Source organism: Nocardia sp. CNY236, from assembly GCF_000482385.1.
Lineage (GTDB): Bacteria > Actinomycetota > Actinomycetes > Mycobacteriales > Mycobacteriaceae > Nocardia.
Genome location: NZ_AXVD01000003.1, coordinates 133,061 through 154,832, shown reverse-complemented (window position 1 = coordinate 154,832; position 21,772 = coordinate 133,061). Strand labels below are relative to the sequence as shown.

18 protein-coding genes and 1 riboswitch are annotated in these 21,772 nt (G+C 65.8%); of the genes, 7 read left to right on the top strand and 11 right to left on the bottom strand.

Annotated elements, in window-relative coordinates:
- Nucleotides 1-18 precede the first annotated feature (18 nt).
- The 3 genes from rpmF to K940_RS0104060 form a co-directional block, all read right to left on the bottom strand.
- Nucleotides 19-201, bottom strand: coding sequence for a 50S ribosomal protein L32 (gene rpmF / locus K940_RS0104070; protein WP_028476477.1), 183 nt, complete (start codon nt 199-201; stop codon nt 19-21).
- Between the two features lie 52 nt (nt 202-253).
- Nucleotides 254-877, bottom strand: a complete 624-nt coding sequence (locus K940_RS26885; RefSeq protein ID WP_036527518.1) for a DUF177 domain-containing protein — start codon at nt 875-877, stop codon at nt 254-256.
- A 108-nt stretch (nt 878-985) separates the two neighbouring features.
- Nucleotides 986-1,732, bottom strand: coding sequence for a DivIVA domain-containing protein (locus tag K940_RS0104060; protein WP_028476476.1), 747 nt, complete (start codon nt 1,730-1,732; stop codon nt 986-988).
- A gap of 259 nt (nt 1,733-1,991) precedes the next feature.
- Between K940_RS0104060 and K940_RS0104055 the strand changes: the two genes are divergently transcribed.
- On the top strand, nt 1,992-2,498 hold the full coding sequence (locus K940_RS0104055) for a GtrA family protein (protein WP_028476475.1): 507 nt from the start codon (nt 1,992-1,994) through the stop codon (nt 2,496-2,498).
- 125 nt (nt 2,499-2,623) lie between these two features.
- On the opposite strand, the gene coaD is transcribed toward K940_RS0104055, so the two are convergent.
- The 3 genes from coaD to K940_RS0104040 are packed head-to-tail and all read right to left on the bottom strand — an operon-like array spanning nt 2,624 to nt 7,111.
- Nucleotides 2,624-3,109, bottom strand: a complete 486-nt coding sequence (gene coaD / locus K940_RS0104050; protein WP_028476474.1) for a pantetheine-phosphate adenylyltransferase — start codon at nt 3,107-3,109, stop codon at nt 2,624-2,626.
- A gap of 52 nt (nt 3,110-3,161) precedes the next feature.
- Nucleotides 3,162-3,725: a 16S rRNA (guanine(966)-N(2))-methyltransferase RsmD gene (rsmD, locus tag K940_RS0104045; RefSeq protein WP_028476473.1), complete on the bottom strand. Its 564-nt coding sequence runs from the start codon at nt 3,723-3,725 to the stop codon at nt 3,162-3,164.
- On the bottom strand, nt 3,722-7,111 hold the full coding sequence (locus tag K940_RS0104040; RefSeq protein ID WP_028476472.1) for a pyruvate carboxylase: 3,390 nt from the start codon (nt 7,109-7,111) through the stop codon (nt 3,722-3,724). Before K940_RS0104040 ends, rsmD begins: the two co-directional genes overlap by 4 nt.
- A gap of 202 nt (nt 7,112-7,313) precedes the next feature.
- Between K940_RS0104040 and K940_RS0104035 the strand changes: the two genes are divergently transcribed.
- From K940_RS0104035 to metE, 4 genes are all read left to right on the top strand, one after another.
- Nucleotides 7,314-7,652, top strand: coding sequence for a helix-turn-helix transcriptional regulator (locus K940_RS0104035; protein WP_028476471.1), 339 nt, complete (start codon nt 7,314-7,316; stop codon nt 7,650-7,652).
- Complete coding sequence (locus tag K940_RS0104030) at nt 7,649-8,182, top strand: pyridoxamine 5'-phosphate oxidase family protein (protein ID WP_051406859.1); 534 nt, start codon at nt 7,649-7,651, stop codon at nt 8,180-8,182. Before K940_RS0104035 ends, K940_RS0104030 begins: the two co-directional genes overlap by 4 nt.
- The gene (locus tag K940_RS0104025; protein ID WP_028476469.1) at nt 8,182-8,628 is read left to right on the top strand and encodes an SRPBCC domain-containing protein; all 447 of its coding nucleotides are present in this window, start codon (nt 8,182-8,184) and stop codon (nt 8,626-8,628) included. Before K940_RS0104030 ends, K940_RS0104025 begins: the two co-directional genes overlap by 1 nt.
- Nucleotides 8,629-9,121: 493 nt before the next feature.
- Nucleotides 9,122-9,298, top strand: a riboswitch (cobalamin riboswitch).
- A 132-nt stretch (nt 9,299-9,430) separates the two neighbouring features.
- Nucleotides 9,431-11,734 carry a 5-methyltetrahydropteroyltriglutamate--homocysteine S-methyltransferase gene (gene metE, locus K940_RS0104020; protein WP_028476468.1) on the top strand — a complete coding sequence of 768 codons (2,304 nt, stop codon included), beginning with the start codon at nt 9,431-9,433 and terminating at the stop codon, nt 11,732-11,734.
- A gap of 368 nt (nt 11,735-12,102) precedes the next feature.
- On the opposite strand, the gene K940_RS0104015 is transcribed toward metE, so the two are convergent.
- On the bottom strand, nt 12,103-12,474 hold the full coding sequence (locus K940_RS0104015; protein WP_028476467.1) for a limonene-1,2-epoxide hydrolase family protein: 372 nt from the start codon (nt 12,472-12,474) through the stop codon (nt 12,103-12,105).
- A 309-nt stretch (nt 12,475-12,783) separates the two neighbouring features.
- Here K940_RS0104015 and K940_RS0104010 point away from each other — a divergent pair, with 309 nt between their 5' ends.
- Entirely contained in the window at nt 12,784-14,205 is a 1,422-nt protein-coding gene (locus K940_RS0104010) for a short-chain fatty acyl-CoA regulator family protein (protein WP_028476466.1), read from the top strand.
- Between the two features lie 753 nt (nt 14,206-14,958).
- Nucleotides 14,959-15,378 (top strand): hypothetical protein, encoded by a 420-nt coding sequence (locus K940_RS0104005; protein WP_051406858.1) that lies wholly within the window; start codon nt 14,959-14,961, stop codon nt 15,376-15,378.
- Here K940_RS0104005 and K940_RS26880 read toward each other — a convergent pair.
- The 4 genes from K940_RS26880 to K940_RS0103980 form a co-directional block, all read right to left on the bottom strand.
- Complete coding sequence (locus K940_RS26880; RefSeq protein WP_051406878.1) at nt 15,357-16,880, bottom strand: MFS transporter; 1,524 nt, start codon at nt 16,878-16,880, stop codon at nt 15,357-15,359. The genes K940_RS0104005 and K940_RS26880 overlap by 22 nt on opposite strands.
- A gap of 203 nt (nt 16,881-17,083) precedes the next feature.
- A complete protein-coding gene (locus tag K940_RS33900) occupies nt 17,084-17,209 on the bottom strand; it encodes a hypothetical protein (protein ID WP_255342572.1) in 126 nt (41 codons plus the stop codon).
- Between the two features lie 291 nt (nt 17,210-17,500).
- Nucleotides 17,501-19,780, bottom strand: a complete 2,280-nt coding sequence (recG, locus tag K940_RS0103985; protein WP_028476463.1) for an ATP-dependent DNA helicase RecG — start codon at nt 19,778-19,780, stop codon at nt 17,501-17,503.
- A gap of 3 nt (nt 19,781-19,783) precedes the next feature.
- Entirely contained in the window at nt 19,784-21,493 is a 1,710-nt protein-coding gene (locus tag K940_RS0103980) for a DAK2 domain-containing protein (RefSeq protein ID WP_028476462.1), read from the bottom strand.
- Nucleotides 21,494-21,772: the final 279 nt, after the last annotated feature.

Sequence of the window (21,772 nt, the reverse complement as noted above, 5' to 3'; positions counted from 1 at the left end):
CTACGACAAGCCCACAGCTCAGACCGCAGCGGTGACCTGGCGACCCCGGTAGGTGCCACAGGACGGACATGCGATGTGCGGCAGGGTCTTCTCGCCACAGCCACGGTTCGGGCAGGTGATCAGGGCGGGCGCAGTGGCCTTCCACTGGCTGCGCCGCGATCGGGTGTTGGAACGGGACATCCGGCGCTTGGGAACGGCCACTACAGTTTCTCCTCTGTCCTACTCGCTGAGCCAATTCGGCTGTTCGGTCGTTTCAGTGGTCTGTGTCGGCCGCATCCTTGTCGGCGCCGCCGACGCCGGGCGATTCGACGGCGAAATCAGCCAGTCCGGCCCAGCGAGGATCCAGTATCTCATGCCGATGTTCGGATCCCGCAATCGCCATCCGTACCCCGCACTGCGGACACAATCCGGCGCAATCCGGAGTACACAACGGTCGCAGTGGAAGCTCCAGACCGAAAGCATCGACCACCACGGGCTCGAGGTCGATGGTGTCATCGACCATCCGGTAGATCTCGTCGTCTTCGGTGGTGCGCTCGGTGGCGCTGTCCGGGTAGGCGAACAACTCGGTGAGGTCCACGCGCGCGGTGCCGGCGAACGGCTCGAGGCAGCGTGAACACTCTCCCTCGGTGGGCGCGGACACGGTCCCGGTGATCAATACTCCCTCGGACACCGCTTGCAGCCGAAGGTCGAGGTCGACCGGCGCACCCACCGGAATCGCGATCAGATCCAAGCCGATTCGCTCCTGAGTGGTCACGACTCGGTGCACCTCTCGCATGGTTCCCGGCCTACGGCCGAGACTGCGGATGTCCAGCACGAAACCCACATCCGGCGCACGGCGTTTGGCCGAATGCGGACGCGACGCGGAACCGGCAGACATCACGAACTCGCTCACACTCGGGGGATATGGGCAACCACTCCACAATACGCGAACATGCGGTGCTGCCCAAACCGCTGGCCGTCGATCGCGCGATCGACGACAGTCCCGCTAGCGACGAAACTCTGCGGCATAGTCGGGTACCCCCGACCCCGACCGCCACTGCTGGCGTCCACGCCCGACGGTACGGAGCGCGTTGCCGAGCTTGTCCTCGAAATCGGCGAGCTGGGAATCGACGTAGCGGTCGCACTCCTCGCGCAACTGATCGGCGTCCGCGTGAGCGGCGTCGATCACCCGGGCCGATTCGGCGTGCGCGGCGCGCACCACCTCGGTCTGCGTGACCAAGCGTTCCTGTTCGGCGAGACCGTCGGCCACCGAGCGTTCGTAGGCGGTCTTACCCGCTTCGACCATCCGCTCCGACTCGGCGCGCGCTCGACCGGTCACCGCTTCGTACTCGGCCTTGCCCTCGGCCACCACGCGGTCGGCCTCTTCACGGGCGGAGGTGACGAGGTGGTCGGCATGTGCGCTGGCCTCGCCCACCATGCGATCGGCGTGCGCCTTGGCATCGGCCAAAATACGGTCCGCCTCCTCACGCGCTGTCCCGATCGTATGCTCGGCCTGCTCGTTCGCTCCGGCCACGGTGTCCTCGGCCCCGGTGCGGGCATCGGAAACGATCTTGTCACGGTGATCCAGCACATCTTGGGCGTCGTCCAGCTCACCAGGCAGGGCGTCCCGGACGTCATCGAGTAGTTCAAGCACGTCACCGCGAGGTACCAGGCAACTACGAGTCGGCGGGATACCGCGTGCCTCCTCGACGATGGCGACCAGTTCGTCGAGCGCTTCGAATACCCGATACATGCTCACTACCCTCCTGCGGACTCACGGTGACACTCCCCGCCCACGCCTAGTCTGCCCCGGGTTGCGGCTGGGACCGAGGCACTTTCCGGTGTGTCGTGCCGGTGTCTTCCACGCCACAGTAATCAAACGGAGAATGTTGCTCCACTTCATGTAGCATCCGTATGGACTGCACAACGAAACCTGCTGCGGGTCGACGGAAGAGGTGGGCGGTGACCAACGCCGGTCTTCCGGCCGACGACGCGTTCCGATCGGATGGACGATGACTGTTCTGGAGCTGTCGCGACCGACGGACATCGGTGTTGCCAGCGCCTTCGGGCCAGAGGGAACCTCGTACCCGCCCCCGGTGGCGAGCAGGTTGACACACTTGATCCACGGGGTGCGCAGCGACCGCGCAATGGCACAGTTGGTCCGTTTCGCCCTGGTCGGCGGTTCGAGCAACATCGCCTACGTGGCGTTGTTCTATGTCCTGTACAGCGTCGGCCCACTCGCCGCGAACGTCGTCGGTTCCGTGGTCAGCACCCTGATCGCCAACGAATTGCACCGCCAACTCACCTTCCATGCCGCGGACCGGGTCGGCTGGTTCACCGCGCAGTGGGAAGGCGGCGGGTTGGCGTTGATCGGTCTCGGTATCACGACCACCGCGCTGGCCGCCCTCGACTACTGGGTACCCGACCTCGGCAACACCGCCCAAGCAGCCGCGATCTTGGCCATCACGGCCGCAGTCGGCGGCATCCGCTTCTTGGCATTGCGCGGTCTGGTCTTCTGAGCCGACACCGGGCCGAGTCCGCACTTGCCGACACCGATACGGAACCACGTTCGAGTGTCCCGAGCGATGCCGAATTCGACGGGCGCCGGGATCATCGGCCGCTGGGGAATCGCCCCCCGGCGTGCTCAGCGCTTGCGTTCGGCGAGCCGGTCGATCAGACGTTTGTGCACCGGCGGCGGCAGCATGTCGGTGACGTCGCCACCCAGCGCGGCGACCTCCTTGACCAACGAGCTGGACAGAAAGCTGAGTGACGGGTTGGTGGCCAGGAAGTAGGTGTCCACGCCGGAGAGCGTTTTGTTCATCTGCGCCATCTGCAGCTCGTAGCCGAAGTCGCTCGCGTCCCGTAACCCCTTGACGATCGCAGTGATGCCCTGCTGGCGCGCGAAGTCCACGAGCAGGCCCTCGAAAGACTCCACCCGGACAGTGCTCAGCTGGGCAGTCGACTCGCGCAGCATCTCCATGCGCTCGTCGATGGTGAACATGCCCTGCTTCTTCTGGTTCACCAAGACGGTGATCACGACGTCATCGAACTGCGCCGCCGCCCGCTGGAAGATGTCGAGGTGTCCGTAGGTCACCGGGTCGAAGGACCCAGGGCACAATGCTCCTGCCATGAGCCGACGCTAGCAGGATCGCGATGGCCCGGCAGCAGTGGCCGCAGCGCACCTACTCGTGCGGATCGAATACGGCGACATCGATGCGCGTTTCTCCATACCGCCGTGGCGACGCCACAACGAATCCTGTGGGCCATGGCGTTTCGGGAGAGCGCGTCGAGCGTTCGACCACGACCACGGCGCCGGAACGCAACCAACCGTACTCGACCAATGCCCGCAGGTCTGCTGCCACGGCGGCGGCGTCCATCGCGTACGGGGGGTCGGAGAAGACCACGTCGAACGCGCCGGTTTCGCCCCGATGCAGCACCCTGGCCACCGGGGCGACCAATACCTCGGCGCCCGACAAGCCGAGGTTGGCGATATTGCCCCGCACCACTGCCGCCGCTGTGCGATCGGATTCGACGAACAGTGCCCGCTCGGCGCCACGCGACAGCGCCTCCAGCCCAAGGGCGCCAGAGCCGGCGTACAGATCGAGCACGTGTGCCCCAGCCAACTCCCACCGCGATGTCACGACGCTGAACAGCGCCTCCCGGACTCGGTCCGAGGTCGGGCGGGTGCCCGACGGCGGCACCCGAAGGCGCCGCCCACCCGCCGTCCCGGCGACGATTCGCGTCATGTCACCGTCAGCTCGATCAACAGATCTCCGCCCTCGACCTGTTGCACTGGGCCGATCGCGACGCGAGCGACGGTACCGGCGCGTGCAGCGGTGATCGCCGCTTCCATTTTCATCGCCTCGATGGTGCCGATGGTTTCGCCGGCGCCGACCGTATCGCCCTCGGAGACCGCGAGCGTCACCACGCCCGCAAAAGGTGCGGCGATGTGGCCGGCATTGGCCTTGTCGGCCTTCTCTGCGGAAGGAATGTCGCTGGCGATGGAGCGGTCACGCACCGCGACCGGACGCAGTTGCCCGTTGAGAATGCACATCACCGTACGCATTCCCCGCTCGTCCGGCTCCGATATCGCCTCCAGACCGATGAGCAGGGTGACACCCCGCTCCAACTGCACCCTGTGCTCCTCACCGCGCCGCAGGCCGTAGAGGAACTGATTGGTCGACAGTCCAGAGGTGTCGCCGTATCGTTCGCGGTGCGCGAGGAATTCGGCGGTGGGTCCCGGGAACAGCAAGCGGTTCAAGGTCGCACGACGCTGCTGTGATGTGCCGGCCAATCCGGCTTCGTCCGCGGCGGTGAGCTCGGCCATCGGCTTGGCCGGACTGCGCCCGGCCAGCGCTCTGCTACGGAATGGCTCGGGCCATCCACCCGCAGGCGTGCCGAGTTCGCCGCGCAGAAAACCGATCACGGAATCAGGGATGTCGTACCGGCCCGGATCGGCAGCGAAATCCTCGATGTCGACACCGGCGCCGACCAACGACAAGGCCAGATCTCCGACGACCTTCGACGACGGTGTGACCTTGATCAGGCGTCCCAGCAAGCGGTCGGCGGCGGCATAGTTCGCCTCGACCTCTTCGAACCGGTCCCCGAGTCCGAGGGCGGTGGCCTGCTGACGCAGATTGGACAGCTGGCCACCGGGGATTTCGTGGGTGTAGACCCGCCCGGTCGGCGCCGGCAGCCCGGATTCGAAGGGCGCGTACACCTTGCGCAGCGCCTCCCAATAGGGCTCCAGGTCGCAAACGTTGCGCAGGTTCACGCCGGTGTCGTACTCGGTGTGTGCCGCGGCCGCGACGATCGCCGACAACGCGGGTTGGCTGGTCGTGCCGGCCATGGCCGCGCTGGCGCCGTCCACGGCATCCGCGCCGGCTTGCCAAGCGGCCATGTAGGTCGCCAGCTGTCCACCCGGGGTGTCGTGGGTGTGCACATGCACCGGCACGTCGAAGTTGCTGCGCAACGCGGTGACGAGCTTGGTCGCGGCCGGGGCGCGTAACAGTCCGGCCATGTCCTTGATGGCGAGCACGTGCGCACCAGCGCCGACGATCTGTTCGGCCAGCTTCAGGTAGTAGTCGAGGGTGTAGAGCGACTCGTCGGGGTCGGCCAGGTCGCCGGTGTAACTCATCGCGACTTCCGCCACCGCGGTGCCGGTTTCGAGCACCGCGTCGATGGCCGGGCGCATCTGGTCGACGTTGTTGAGCGCGTCGAAGATGCGGAAGATGTCGATACCGGTGTCGGTGGCTTCCTGGACGAATGCCCGGGTCACCCGATCGGGGTACGGGGTATAGCCCACCGTGTTGCGGCCGCGCAGCAGCATCTGCAGGCAGATGTTCGGCACCGCCTCGCGCATCGCAGCCAGCCGCTCCCACGGATCCTCGTACAGGAAGCGCAAAGCCACATCGTAGGTGGCGCCGCCCCACGCTTCGATCGACAGCAACTGCGGTGTCATTCGCGCGACATGCCCGGCCACGGCGACCAAGCCATTGGTGCGTACGCGGGTGGCCAGCAGCGACTGGTGCGCGTCGCGAAAGGTGGTGTCGGTGATGCCGACTGCCCGCTGGCGGCGCAGCGCGTCCGCGAAACCTTCGGGCCCCAGACGCAACAACCGCTGCCGGGAGCCGGGCGGAGGCGGCGCGCTGGTATCGATCGGGCGCAGCTTGTCGTGCGGATACACCGCTGTGGGCCGTTCCCCGTGTGGCTTGTTGACCGTGACGTCGGCCAGGTAGTTGAGGATCTTGGTGCCGCGATCAGCCGAACCCGGCCGCGTGAACAACTGCGGGCGTTCGTCGATGAACGACGTGGTCACCCGCCCTGCAGCGAAATCGGGATCATCGAGCACCGCCTGCAGGAACGAGATGTTGGTGGTCACGCCGCGAATACGGAACTCCGCGAGAGCTCGGCTCGCGCGCGCCTGTGCCGCGGCGAAATCGCGCCCCCGACAGGTGAGCTTGACCAGCATCGAATCGAAATATGCGCCGATCTCGGCGCCGAGGTTCGCCCCGCCGTCCAGTCGTATGCCCGCGCCACCCGGCGTGCGGTAGGCGGCGATCCGGCCGGTGTCGGGGCGGAAGCCGTTGGCCGGATCCTCGGTGGTGATTCGGCACTGCAGCGCGGCGCCGCGAATGGCGACCGAGTCCTGACTCAAGCCCAGCTGCTCGAGCGATTCGCCCGCGGCGATGCGCAGCTGCGCTTGCACCAGATCCACATCGGTGATCTCCTCGGTCACCGTGTGCTCGACTTGAATGCGCGGATTCATCTCGATGAAGACGTGATCGCCGTGCTCGTCGAGCAAGAATTCGACTGTGCCCGCACAGGTGTAGCCGATCTGCCGGGCGAAGGCCACCGCGTCGGCGCAGATCCGTTCGCGCAGAGCCGGGTCCAGGTTCGGTGCCGGAGCCAGTTCGATCACCTTCTGGTGGCGGCGCTGCACCGAGCAATCCCGCTCGAACAGGTGCATCACGGTGCCGTGCTGGTCGGCGAGGATCTGCACCTCGATATGGCGCGGATTCACCACCGCCTGTTCCAGGAACACCGTGGGGTCGCCGAAGGCCGACTCCGCCTCCCGCGAGGCCGCCTCGATCGATTCGCGCAACTGCTCGGCGGCGGCCACCCTGCGCATGCCGCGGCCTCCGCCACCGGCGACCGCTTTGACGAAGATCGGGTACGTCAGCTCCGCCGACGCGGCGATCAATTCATCGGCATTCGCCGAAGGCGCACTGCAGCGCATTACCGGTAGACCCGCAGCCTTGGCCGCTTCGACAGCGCGGGCCTTGTTGCCGGCGAGTTCGAGCACCTCGGCCGAGGGGCCGACGAAGGTGATGCCCTCGCGGGCGCAGGCTGCGGCCAGCTCCGGGTTCTCCGAGAGGAATCCGTAGCCGGGGTAGATCGCATCCGCCCCCGACGACTTGGCCGCCTCGATGATCGCCTCGGTCGACAGATACGCCCGGACCGGATGGCCTGGTTCACCGATCTGGTAGGACTCCGCCGCCTTCAGCCGATGGACCGAATTGCGGTCCTCATAGGGGAACACCGCCACCGTCCCGATGCCGAGTTCGTACGCCGCGCGGAAGGCCCGGATAGCAATCTCGCCCCGGTTGGCGACCAAGACTTTCGAGAACATTGACATAAGGTACCCGGCCGTGCGGGCCACGAAGACACCGAAACACTCCGCACGCATCCCACACAGCGCAACCGACGCGTTCGGTCCAGGCAGGGCGGCTGTCGTGCACGCTCACCCGAGTTTCGTGGGCCACTTGACAGCGTGCTCGGGTACGGCCATTATTTAACCATCATGTTAATTGATCAGTTGGTTAAATAACGGTATGGCGGACGATGAACTCAGCCGAATCTTCGCTGCACTGGCCGACCCCACCCGGCGAGCGATCCTCACCCGCTTGGCCGAGGGTGAAGCGACCGTCACCGAACTCGCGGAACCGTTCGCGATGAGCTTGCCCGCGATCTCCAAGCACCTGAAAGTGCTCGAGGGCGCCGGGCTCGTCGTCCGCGCTCGCAACGCCCAGTGGCGCCCGTGCCGCTTGGCAGCCGCGCCGCTCGGTACGGCCACCGACTGGCTGGAGGGCTACCGGAAATTCTGGGACACCCGCTTCGACCACCTCGACCAACACTTGCGCCGAATACAGAGAAAGGACAGTCCCGAATGATCGACCTGCTCGAGCCACCACAGGGCGACCTACGTCTGCTCGACACCGAGTTGGCGCAACGCCTGCTCGCCGCCGACCTTCCCGCACGGCTCGCCTTCACCGCCCCCGACGGCACACCTCGGGTGATACCGGTCAACTTCTGGTGGAACGGTTCCGAGATCGTCATGGCCGGCTTTGCGCCGTCCAAACGATCGCGGATGCTGCGTGCCCGGCCCGAGGTCGCAATCACGATCGACACCAACAGCACTCCGCCAGAGGTGCTACTGATCCGCGGGCCGGCGCAGGTGAGCGAGGTCCACGGCCTGCTGCCGGAATATGCGGCGGCACTGCGCAAAGGCGGATCCGAGCGAGTCGAGCAGGATCTCGCCCTGCTGTCGGCGCGCGCACCCCGCATGGAGCGCATCGCAGTACGGCCTACCTGGGCCGGCCTGATGGATTTTCGCACCCGCTACCCCGAAGCAGCGCCCGAATGGATGAAAGGTCCTGCCGACCCGGCGCCGCACCCTACACACGAGGAGACGATCCGCTGATGAGCGACCGCGAGTTCACCATAGTCCGTATGTTCGACGCACCACGCGATCTGGTTTTCCAAGCGTGGCTGGACCCGGAACAGTTCGCCGAATGGGCTGGCCCACACGGCTTCTCGACGCCACTCGAGCAAATTTTGATCGAGCCGTGGGTCGACGGCAGGTACGAATGGGTGAACGTGTCCGACAGCGACGCCAGTGCCTATCCGAGCACCGGCGTGATTCGCGAGATCATCGCACCCGAGCGCTTGGTGTTCGCCTGGGGCGACCCGACCGGCGACGGCTCCGCTGCTGCGTCCATGGTCACGGTGACCTTCACCGATACCGGCGATGGCACCACGACCATGCACTTCCATCTGCACGCACCGGGCCCACTCAGCCCGCAGGACGGCGCCGAAGACGGCTGGGGGCAGAGCATCGAACGCCTGGCACGCGTCCTGCGCGACTGACACCGCACTCTCGGAGCCTGCGCTGTACCCCGCGCAGGCAAGATGAACTGCTCGGTGGCTAGCGACTTCGAGACACGACCGCGAAGCTGGCCGACGGCGATCCCCAGCGAACGCGGCGCTGCCGTGTCCGGAGGCATCGACATGGCGCTGCCGTGTCCGGAGGCATCGACATGGCGCTGCCGTAGTCGTTCGCGCGCTGGATGATTTGCGACAAAGGAGCTCACCTCGACCGGTGAGCCATTGTCGGAGACGATCACCTCGAACTGGTGCCGAGTGTTCTGTCGCGTCAACGCCTCGAGTTGGGCGCCCAGCAGCGTCAGTCCACTGGGTTCGGAAACATGTGTGCGACTTCGGGATGGCGGGCCTGTTGCCGGTGCCACCACCGAGCGTCCTATACTGCGAAACGCAGCTGGTTCGCCGGCGCGCGACGAGATGGAGCCCCGACGTCGCGCTACGGGCCGAGCCCACCGATACGGCAACGTCACGATGGGCGAGAGGGAACCCGGTGAAAATCCGGGACTGTCCCGCAACGGTATGCAGGAACAACCGTCGTCAGCCGCGCCGAACCCGTGAGCCGTCGGGCCCGGTTCGAACAGCGACGACAGCCGGTTGAAGGGGCGCTCGGCGTACGCCGCAGCCGCACCCGAGCGGTCCTGCGAGTCCGGAACCTGCCAGCCGTGCCGGGTACGCCGTATCCGGCGGTCACCGCCCCGTGGATTGGGCGGGTGGATCACCAGCAGATTCGTCGGGCTCCTGCGCAGGGCACACGCCCGGCCGATCGCACGGTTGTTCACCCAACCGTATGGCGGTGGCTTCGTCCTCAGCAATGGAGAATATTGTGACTGTTTCACAGCAAAAGCAGTTCACCGCAACGGTTCTCGGGTTACCTCGGGTGGGGCCGCGACGCGAGCTCAAACGAGCAACCGAAGCCTATTGGGCCGGCACGATCGACGCGCAGGCGTTGCACACCGCGGCACGAGAGCTTCGCCGCACTCAACTCGCCGAGTTACGCGCAGCAGGCCTGGACTCGATTCCAGTGGGCACCTTCTCCTACTACGACCAGATGCTCGACACTGCCGTCCTGCTCGGCGCGCTACCGCCGCGGGTGGCGGATATCGCCGACCCCTTGGATCGGTATTTCGCCGCGGCGCGCGGCACCGAGACGGTCGAGCCACTGGAGATGACCAAGTGGTTCGACACCAACTACCACTATCTGGTGCCCGAAATCGGCCCGGACACCACGTTCTCGCTACATCCAGAAAAGCCCCTGGACGAGCTGCAGGAAGCAGTCGAACTAGGGGCGCCGGCGCGGCCGGTGGTGATCGGCCCCCTGACGTTCCTGAAGCTGGCGAAGTCGGCCGACGGGTCGGCGCTGACCCGACTGCCCGAACTGGTTGCCCTGTATCGGGAGCTGCTGCGTCGGCTCGCCAATGCCGGAGCCGAGTGGGTGCAGATCGATGAACCCATCCTGGTGACCGACCTGACCGCCGCCGAGATGGACCTGGTGCACTCGGCCTACACCGAGCTGTCGGCCGGCGGCGATCGCCCGGCGATCCTGGTCGCGACCTACTTCGGACATCCCGATGCCGCACTCGCAGCGGTGGCGGATACCGAGATCGAGGGCATCGCCCTGGACTTCACCTCCGGCACAGATCCTTCTGCGCTGGCACACGTGCCAGTGCTGGCGAACAAGCTGGTGGTTGCCGGGGTGGTCGACGGGCGCAACGTGTGGCGCACCGACCTCGACCTCGCTGTGTCCACACTCGGCGAGCTATCGCGAGTCGCAGCGCACGTCGCAGTTTCGAGTTCGTGCTCGCTGCTGCACGTGCCGTACACCTTGACCGCAGAAGCCCGACTGGACGAGCAGTTGCGGTCATGGCTGGCATTCGGCGCGGAAAAAGTCGCCGAGGTGAACGTGCTCGCGCGCGGGCTGCGTGCCGGTCCGGAGTCGATCGACACCGCGTTGGCCGCAGCGCGTGCAGCGCTCGCTGCGCGACGATCGGATCCACGACTGCACGATCCGCAGGTACGGGCCAAAGTGGCCGCGCTGAAGCCGGAGGCCTTCCGCCGCGCTCCCGCCGAGCAGCGCCGCGAACTGCAACGGGAGCGCTTGCAACTGCCGACCCTGCCGACCACCACCATCGGTTCCTACCCGCAGACCTCGGCCATTCGCCTGGCACGGGCCGCGCGGCGCACCGGACAGATCGATGAAGCGGAATACATTGCCCGGATGCGCGCCGAGATCGCGAACACCGTCGCCCTGCAGGAAGAACTGGGGCTGGACGTCTTGGTGCACGGTGAACCCGAGCGCAATGACATGGTCCAGTATTTCGCCGAGCAACTCGAGGGATTCGCGGCCACCGAGCAGGGGTGGGTCCAATCCTACGGGACCCGCTGCGTACGCCCGCCGATCCTGTTCGGCGACGTCACGCGGCGGCAACCAATGACGGTCGAGTGGATCGACTATGCGCAGTCACTCACCGACAAGCCGGTCAAAGGCATGCTCACCGGTCCGGTGACCATTCTCGCGTGGTCCTTCGTCCGTGACGATCAACCGCTGGGCGAGTCCGCACGACAGGTGGCGCTGGCCATCCGGGACGAGACGGTGGATCTGCAGTCGACCGGCATTCGGATCATCCAAGTCGACGAGCCGGCGCTGCGTGAACTGCTTCCCCTGCGCGCGGTGGATCGCCCCGCCTATCTCGACTGGTCGGTGCAATCGTTCCGCCTCGCAACGTCCGGGGTGTCGGACGCGACGCAAATTCACACTCACTTGTGCTACTCGGAGTTCGGCGACGTGATCGACTCGATCGCCGGGTTGGACGCCGACGTGACCTCGATCGAGGCGGCGCGTTCACACATGGAGGTACTCGACGACCTCAATGCCGCAGGTTTCGATCTCGGTGTCGGCCCTGGCGTATACGACATTCACTCACCTCGGGTGCCGAGCGTGGAAGAGGTCACCGCATCGCTGCGGGAGGCGTTGAAAGCCGTTTCCGCCGAACGCCTGTGGGTCAATCCAGACTGTGGGCTGAAGACCAGAAGCCGCACCGAGGTAGAACCAGCCCTACGCAACATGGTTGCCGCGGCCGCTTCCGTGCGGTGATACCTTCCCCCTCGCGGTGATCGGCGCCCCCTGGTGGCACTGGGGGCGCCGAACAACTGTCCGCCTCAATCGGTTTCCGGTTCCGGCCGCGGCCGCTTCCGCCGCGAGGTATACCGATCACACGGCTCGTGACTTCGTGTGACCGGTAGCCCCCGCGCCCGCCACCGCATCCCCCGCCGCCACGCCGTATGGCAGCCAGAACAACGCTCCATCGGCAAACCCCTCCTCGCAGGTATCGAACGACTCGTGTATTCCCCCTCACTCACCTTCGACGCGCCCACGCGCGATTCGGTTCCCAGGACGTGTCGAATTCTGCTGCGCCCCAGACGTAATCGGTAGCTGCACGAGCACACCATGGTGTGGGCTTCCTAGAGCCCGAATGCTCGATTGATGGCGCCCATGTCGAAGTAGTCGCGCCATGTGCTGATGGCGCCGTCGGTGACCTCGAAGTAGCCCATGACCCGAAGCTCGGTAGTGCGACCTGCGCCGCGCAACGTATCGGTGCGTTCGTTCATGACGACACTTCCGGACGAAATCTGGTGGTGAATGTCGAAGTCGACGGCTTCGAAGGTGGTCAGGAACCCTGCGAGGAATTCACGGATGGCGTCGCGCCCCACGAGGGGTTCCATCGGAATGTTGTGATAGACGGCGTCCGCGGCGAAGTACGAGCTGATCCGGTCGGGATCCGGGTCGGACCAGCTTCGACACATCGCACGCACGATTTCATCAGGACTGGACATTCAGTGGCTCACTTTCCTGCTGCCATGGGTCGGGCTTCCGACCACCCAATTCAACCAAGCAACCGCTCGCTTGGGAAGAGGGCGGACTCGCGCCGGCACGGTCGCTTCGTCGGCGCAATCATCCGGTCGACCAGGGTCGGAAGCTGCACGATTCCACCCTGCGATCCTGCTCCGGAGAGCCTCGGCGGCACCCACTTCGCACGCTACGCAGATCGCCCTGTTCCGGGACACCTCCGCATACGCGGATTCCTTCGAAAAACGCCCGCAATATTGCGATGATTGCGAACTCTGGCCACTACCATCGTGTCCGTGCGCAAGATGTATGCGGGGGCTCGACTTCGGCGATTGCGCGAAGAGCGGCGGCTGACCCAGGCGGCTCTGGCGAAGTCGTTGGACCTGTCGCCCAGCTACCTCAATCAACTCGAGCGTGATCAGCGTCCGTTGACCATTCCGGTGCTGCTGAAACTCAACACCACCTTCGACCTCGACGTCCATTTCTTCGCCGCCGATTCCGACGCCCGCCTCGTGTCCGACCTGCACGACGTGCTCATGGATGCCGCGGGCGGACAGAGCGCGCCGGTGGCCGAGGTGGAGGATCTCGCCACCCGCCAACCCGAACTCGCCAAGGTCGTCGTGGCGATGCACCGCCGGCTACGCGCCACCACCGATCAGCTCGACCTGCTCTCGGCACGAATGGCCACGCCCACGGGGGCACCCGGGGTACCCACTCCCTACGAGGACGTGCGCGACTTCTTCTATGACCACCACAACCACATCGCGCGACTCGATACCGCTGCCGAGCACCTGTTCGAGCAGTCCGGCCTCACCATCGGCTCACTGGATCGGCAACTGGCGCGGATCGCGGAAGAACGCGCCGGGGTCACGGTCCTCGTGCGGGGCGATGGCGCAGACCCATCGGTGCCCAGACGGCACTACGACCCGGAAACCCGCACACTGACCTTGGCCCGGCGCCTACACCCCGGTCAGCGCGCGTTCCAGATCGGCATCACCCTGGCCTTCCTGGTCTATGGGGCGGAATTGGATGCCGTACTGTCCGAAAACCCCTCACTCAGTGGGGAATCCCGGGCGCTGGCGCGGTTGGGGCTGGCCAAGTACTTTGCCGGCGCGCTGGTGCTGCCCTACGGACGATTTTTGCGTTCGGCCGAGGAACTGCACTATGACCTCGACTTGCTGTGCCTACGTTTCGAAGTCGGTCTCGAAACCATTTGTCATCGACTCAGCACCCTCCAAAGGCAGGGGCAGCGCGGCGTTCCCTTCTTCTTCGTCCGCACCGACCGCGCCGGCAATATCTCCAAACGCCAATCCGCCACCGCTTTCCATTTCTCCCGAGTCGGCGGCAGCTGCCCACTATGGGTGGTGTACGAGGCATTCACCCATCCCGGACGCACCCTCACTCAAATCGCCGAAATGCCCGACGGACGCCGCTACGTGTGGATCGCCCGCACGACTTCGGTCATGCCACACGGCTTCGGCAGCGCGGCAAAGAACTTCGCGATCGCTATCGGATGCGATGTGGAATACGCTGATCGGCTGGTGTATTCATCCCGCCTGCGGCTGGACGACCCGACCGCGACGGTGCCGATCGGTGCTGGCTGCAAGGTCTGTGAACGACCCACCTGCGCGCAGCGGGCGTTTCCACACATCGGCAGCCCGTTGGCAGTTCCCGAGCACACCAGCACCGACCTGCCCTACCCACGCGTCGGCCGTTGATCGACCCGGCCGCAACAACAGTGGTATCGCGACGCTCTTCGAGAACAAGGAAAGCCTGCAGCTGGCGACAGTCGAGTGCGCGCGACAGGTTTTCACCGACGAGGTGATCGTTCCGACCATGGTCGAGCCTCGCGGAATGCCGCGACTACGCGCCGTGGTCGTGCGATCGTTCGGCCCAGTGACCGAACCAGCCATGAGCAACCACTCGGTCGGGAGCCCGACGACCGCGAAGTCCAGATGTGAGTCTTCGCGTCACAGGGTGCCGACGAACTTTCCGCCTCGATCGGTTTCCGGTTCGGGAACGTTTGCTGCGAGGTGCCCAAAGGTATTGCGATACACCGAGGGTTGGGTTCCCGGCCGCTGCCGTGCGTTGGTGCATAATGGCGGGCACCCCGGGGATCGGGCCGAAAGGACGACATGACGTATCCGCCACGTTGGCAACCGCCGCAGAATCAACCACATCACCCACCACAGCAATCATTTGGCTATCCATCGGGGCAGGGGAATCCGCCCCCCAACGCGCCACCGGGGCAGGGATATCCGCCCCTCGGAGCACCGCAGGCTCACGGGTATTCACCCACTGGAGTGCCGCAAGCTCACGGGTATTCACCCGCTGGAGCACCGCAGGCACAGGGATACCCGCCCCCTGGTTATCCGCCGACACATGGCTATCCGCCCCCTGGCGCTCCGCCGCAGTCGCTACCACCACAACCGCCGAAAACCAGTAACAACAGACTGATCGTCGGGGCAGTCGTGGTCGCGGCATTGGTGATCGTCGGCGCGGTGACGGCAGCTGTGTATTCGACCACACGACAAGGCGATCCGGTGGCCTCCGACGAGCAGAAGGTCGAATCGGCGATTCGTGACTTCTACGCCACACTCGACTCCGAGGGGTTCCGCGCGGCGGTCGAGCAATCCTGCGCGCTCGACCGCGCTGAATTCGCTGCGATGTCCACCACTGACAAGGAAGCGTTCCGCTCCACGTCGTTCGACATCGACATCGACACGGTCGAGGACATCACGATCACCCGCGACAAGGCGACCGCAGAAATCACCGGCGTATTCACCGTGGACTTTCCCGGCGAGGGACCCGAAACAGACACCACCTCGACCGAGCACCTGGTCAAGGAGGACGGTCGGTGGAAGATCTGCTATTCCGAAGACAAGGGCTGAATCCTTCCAAGACCTCCATCGGCGGGATCCGGTTGGGCGTAGGCGGCTTGTCGCGCCGCCTGTCCTTCCGCAATGTCGTTCGGAGTGAACCGCATCATCAGCACGACCACGCCGGCAAAGACCGCAATCGCCGCACAGCACGCGAACGCGGTCCCGTATCCATCGGCCAATACCTGGATTTCCGAGGGCGACAAGTCCGAGACGCCAGCGGTCGGGCCACCAGACGAGCCTGTCTGTGAGGTAACCACCGCCCCGACCGCGACCAACCCGAGGGCGCCACCAAGGTTCTGCGCGACCTGCGCGAGCGCGGTGAGGGGGCCGATCTCGGTCGCGCCGACACCGGCAACCACGGACAGAGTCAAGGGGACCATCGCCAGTCCGACGCCGAACCCGACTGCGATGACGGCGCCAGCGATGCCGGGAAAGTAGCCGGGCTGCCGGGTTGCGACAACGGCGGCATAGAGGCAGCCGACGAGAACGATCGATCCCCCGATGATCACCAGCCATCGAGGCTGAAACCGTACAGCGAGCCTGGATGCCAGCGCCGCAGCCGCACCGAGCCCGACAGCGAATGGTACGACGGCCAGCCCGCTCCACAACGGCGAGAAGCGAAGAACCTCTTGTAGATACAAGGAGATGTACACCGCCAAACACATGATCAACGCGCCGGCCACCGCGATCGCGCCCAAGGCCGCGACGCGATCGGGGTTACCGAACATGGTCAACGGCACGATCGGGTTCGGGGTGCGCGATTCCACGACGACGAAAGCCACCACCAGCGCCACTGCCGCGATCAGGGGGACGACAACAATCGGGCGACCCCAACCGCCCGGCCCCTTGCTCACCGCGAAGATCAGCGCGGTGACGCCGAGGGTCGCGAGCACCGCGCCGGACAGGTCGAGCACGGTCCGCGGTCCCTGCGATTCGCGCAGAACGGCGAACGCGCCGAGCGCCACCACAGCACCGATGGGCACATTGATCAAGAACACCAGCCGCCACGACAATTCGGTGAGCACTCCACCTGCGACGAGTCCGGCTACCGAGCCCACACCGGCCAAGGCCGCCCAGATGGCGAATGCCTGGCTGCGAGGCTTCCCGGGCGCGTACGTGGTGGCGATCAGCGCCATTGCAGTCGGAGCAGCCACCGCGGCCGACATTCCTTGCAGTGCACGTCCCACGATCAAGCTGGGTTGGTCCCAGGCGACTCCACAGAGCAACGACGTCGATGTGAACATCGCCACACCCGCGACGAACACCCGCTTGCGTCCGAAGCTGTCACCCAGCCGACCGCCCAAGAGCATCAGGCCGCCGAATGTCAGTACGTATGCGGTGATGACCCAACTACCGGCCGACTCGGTCAATCCGAGGGCGGCACGCATGCTCGGCAGCGCCAGCGCGACCACGGTGCCGTCCAACACCACCAGCAACTGTAGCCCGCCGAGCACAAAAATCGGCGCACCCCATACTCGACGCACCCCGACGACTACGGTGTCCGACCGCATCTCGTCCGACCGCATCTCGTCCGACCGCATCTCGTCCGACCGCATCTCGTCCGACCGCATCTCGTCCGACTTAGCCATGCGCCGACACTACCGGCGATGGTCGGAAACGCACCGGCCGCCGGTTCCAGGTCGGACCGCCGGGTCGCATCTCACCGCCACGTTCTCACCTTCTTCCGATTGCCATCTTGGTGGGCAGATCTCCGTCAAGTGTCGAACAGGTTCGGTAGCCGCCGCGAGTAGGTTCGTACCGGGGATGTGCCCACAACGACGAGCGTGACCAGTTCGGCCGGCACGTAGGAGTCGAGGTGCCAGATGCTGGTTTCGGCCAAATCCTAGCCGAGCCTCGTAGCCGCACTGCGGATCTGAATTTCGTTCCGGCTCTGCGAGATACCGGAGATATCGCGGTAGCCCGGAGCGGTCGGCTTCGTCGTCATGGCTGCCCATCGATCATGGTGATCCGGTTCTCGGCGGGCGAGGCGCGGAAGGTCCAGGCGAGCGACACTTCGACTACTCGAATTGTCGTGGCCGCCGGATGCGAACACCTCCAACCACTGGACCGGAGCTCATGAACACCACCGATGCGGCCTGCAGTCCAGCTGGTCGAACCTCTTGCTCGGGCCTCACGACTTGGCCAAATATTCCACTCGGTCGGCATCGACTGCGGCGCGCATCATGCCCGCCAAACCCGGGTGCCCAACCAGACCCGGATCGGATTCCACCACCGCGCGGGCGAATTCCTGTGCGGCGGCTATGACCTCGAGATCGTCCAACAACGACAGCAGACGCAGCGAACGAACCGTGCCGGACTGTGCCGCCCCGAGCACATCTCCCTCGCGGCGCGTACGCAGATCGAGCACCGCGAGTTCGAAACCGTCGTTGGTAGCCGCCACCGCATTCAGCCGCGCCATCGCCGATCCGCCAGGTGCGGTATCGGTGATCAACAGACACAAACCCGCATGCTCACCCCGACCGATCCGACCACGCAGCTGATGTAACTGGCTGACGCCGAACCGATCCGCGTCGACGATCGCCATCACGGCCGCGTTGGGCACGTCGACCCCGACCTCGACCACTGTGGTACAGACCAGCACATCCACTGTCCCTTCGTGAAATGCGGTCATCACCTGGTCTTTTTCGTCCGCCGGCAATCTGCCGTGCAGCAATCCGACCCGAACCTCCGACAGCGGCCCGGTGCGCAGTGTCTCGTACACATCCAGTACCGCTTGGGTGGTCGGCCCCTCCTTCGCCCCGGCGCCGGACTGCTTCCGCACGGTCCGCGTGGTGTCCGCCCCGCTGTCGTCGTCACCGATGCGGGAACACACCACGTAGGCTTGACGTCCGGCGGCGACCTCTTCCGCGATCCGCTCCCACGCGCGATCCACCCAATTCGGATGCACCTTTCGCGGAACCACTTTCGAGACGATCGGTGCGCGGCCCTTCGGCAGCTCGGTCAGTGTGGAAGTCTCCAGATCGCCGAGGGTGGTCATCGCGATGGTGCGCGGAATCGGAGTCGCAGTCATCACCAGAAGATGGGGACTGGCGTCGGCCTTCGCTTTGGCGCGCAGCGCATCACGCTGCTCGACCCCGAAACGATGCTGCTCATCCACCACCACCATGCCGAGATCGAAAAACTCGACATTGTCCTGGATCAGCGCGTGGGTACCGATCACGATGCCCGCTCCGCCCGTCACTGCCTCCAGCAACGCGGCTTTCTTGGCCGACGCCGACATCGACCCGGTCACCAACACGACGCGGGTCGCATGCTCGGCTGCCCCCAACTCTCCGGCGACGCCGAGCTCGCCGAGCATCTCGCGTAACGATCGATAGTGTTGCGCGGCGAGCACTTCCGTCGGTGCCAGCAGTGCACACTGCAGACCCGCGTCGATGACCTGCAGCATGGCGTGCAATGCGACGATGGTTTTGCCCGAACCCACCTCTCCTTGTAACAGCCGGTGCATCGGCTGGTGGCGCTCCAGGTCGGCGGAGATCTCCGCGATCACCCGCTGCTGGCCTTCGGTGAGGTCGAACGGCAGCCGGCGTTGGAACGCGGCCGCGATACCATCGCCTCGGGGCGCACAGGCGCGTGCGCGACGCCCGGACACCTCGTGCCGCCGATCGGCCAGCACCAATTGCAGGGCGAGCGCTTCGTCGAATCGAAGACGATCCTTGGCTTTCGGGACATCGGTCTTGTGATCGGGCAGATGAATCAACCGCAACGCATCGGATATGTCCAGCAAGGCGCGCTCGGCCCGTACCTGCTCCGGCAGCGGATCCTCGACCAGGTCGAGCTGGTCGAGAACTTGACGCACACACGCAAGCACATCCCAGCTCTGTACCTTCGCAGTCGCCGGATAGATCGGGATGAGGTCACGCTCCATGAACGAAAGATCCACGCCATCACCATCTTTCGCGCTCCGCGCAAGACCGCGCAGATCTCCGCCCCCACGCACCGTGGTCAACGGGCCGGCCGTGTCGTCGGCCGGGGCCTGCGGCAGAATCAGATAACCGGGATGGTTGAGATTCCATTGACCGGGCCGCCAGTAGTTCACCGTGCCCGACATCATCGCCCGCATACCCTCGCGCACAACGTATTTCACCTTGTCACCATTGAAGAATGTGACATCGACATTGCGGCCCGAACCGGTGTCGAGCACCACCTTCAGCAGAGACCCGCGGCGGCTGCGCATCGGCCGCAAGTCGGCTTTGGTGATCCGCCCGACGACCGTGATGTGCGAACCGTCCTCGGGCGCCTCTTCGGTGAGCGGCTGACCCTGCGTCGCATAGCGCAACGGATAGTGCCGCAGCAGATCCTCGACGGTGCGCATGTCGAAGGCATCGGCCAACTGGCCGGCCGCTTTCGCCCCCAAGATGTGGTCGAGCCGATCGCTCAGAACCGCCATGTCCTACTCCACTCCGATCTGCACCAAATCACCATGCTGCCCACCGGAATACACGATCGCCTCGACACCGGGGAATTCCCGCTCGACATGCGCAGCGAGTTCGTCGCCCAGTTCGCTCGGCGCTGCCTCCCCGATCAGCAGGGTGACCAACTCACCACCGAACGCGAGCAGCCGATCGAGCAGCGTCCGCCCGGCCGCGCGCACATCGCGGTCGATCACGACGACATCCTGGCCGGCCAGCCCGAGCCCGTCGCCCGCTTCGCACATACCGACCATGGTGAGTGCCCGCCCGGACGCGGCCCGCAACGAGCCCCACCGCGTGGTGGCGGCCGCCTCCGACATGGCGAACGCGTCGTCCACCGCGATCCGACCGCGGTCGTGTACGGCCAACGCGGCCAGTCCCTGCACCATGCACGCACTCGGCAACAACAGCACATCGCGCTGCGCGTCACGGGCGGCGACACCGACGGCGAGCAGCTCGTGCGCAGGCAGCGCACCGTTGGGTAACACCAGTACTTCACGGTTGGGCATGCGCCGGATGGCGCCCAGAAGCGTGGTTGCGGTGACCGACGGTGCGCCCACGAGCACCCTCGCACCCGCTTCCTCGAACAAGACGGTGGCGCCACGTCCGGTCGCCACCGCCAACACCCCCCGATCGGCGGCAACCGACGAAGGCTCCGTAGGGGTAGCGGCCACCGATGCGCTCACCGGGTCGAACTCCGCTATCCCTTCGATCTCGACCGTGCTGCTCATCCACGCGTCATCGCCAGCAGCCGCCAGGCTTTCCTCGGGAGAAGCCAGAGCCGGGCGCTGCGATGCGACCACGACGTTCTCGATGCGGATTCGACTCAGCGCGCCGGCCGCCAGCCCTGCCTCCACTGCCGCGCCCGCATCCGCACAGTGCACATGCGCCGACCAGGACCGATCGCCATCGCCGACGACCACCACCGAGTCGCCGAGCTCGCCGAGACGCGTTCGGAGCTGCGCCACCGACGACTCGTCGGCGCCGGTCAACGAATACATCACCTCGTACCGCGGCTCGGCGGACGGCTCGGCATGGGCGCCCGGAACCAGCCGAGTCGCGCCCATCGTGGGTCGGGCGTATTCCGGTCGCGTGGGCGCATCACCACGGGTGATCGACACCAAACTGTCCAAGAGCACTACCAGTCCCCGTGCACCCGCGTCGACAACACCGGTCTCACGCAGCACACCGAGTTGAGACGGCGTATCACCGAGCGCCTTGGCCGCGCCGTCGGCCGCCGCGAGTGCTACATCGGCCAAAGAATGGTCCGGGCAGGCCGCCACAGCAACGGACGCACAGTCCAATACCGTGAGGATGGTCCCCTCGATGGGCACACTCAACGACTCGCGCACCAACTCGGCGGCTCTGGCGAGGGCAATGCGCAACCTGTCCGCGGTCAGTGGCCCGCCACGCACCGCCTCGGCAAGACCGCGCAGCACTTGGGACAGAATGATCCCGGAATTCCCGCGAGCCCCGATCGTGGCGCCGTGCGCCATCGCGGCGAGGACCCCATACGCGTCCCGTTCGGCCGTGCGCGCCGCACCGAGCGCGCAACGCATGGTGGCCAGGAGATTGGTCCCGGTGTCCGCGTCCGGGACCGGAAAGACATTGAGTGCGTTGATCTCCTCGCGTCGGTGTTCCAACTCGGCAACGCAGGTGTGACCCCAACGCAGCAACGCCGCGCCGTCCATGACATCCCCTGCTCCGGACACCGTCACCTCTTTCCCATACGCCACGCGCACCACCACCGCCAGATTAGCGGGCAATCCCCGTGTGAAGCCGGCAACTGCGCGCCGGTGTTCCGGGGACCGGTTTGGTGGATCAGCGCTGCCACGGCTACCCTTACACGGTTGCCTTGCGCTTCCGGTGCGGTCTGTGCTGGCTGCGACCAGCAAGGCACGTCACGACATCGATCCAGGGATCGCCGCGCCGCGAAGCGACGACCCCGCCATGACATGAAGGAGTTCGCG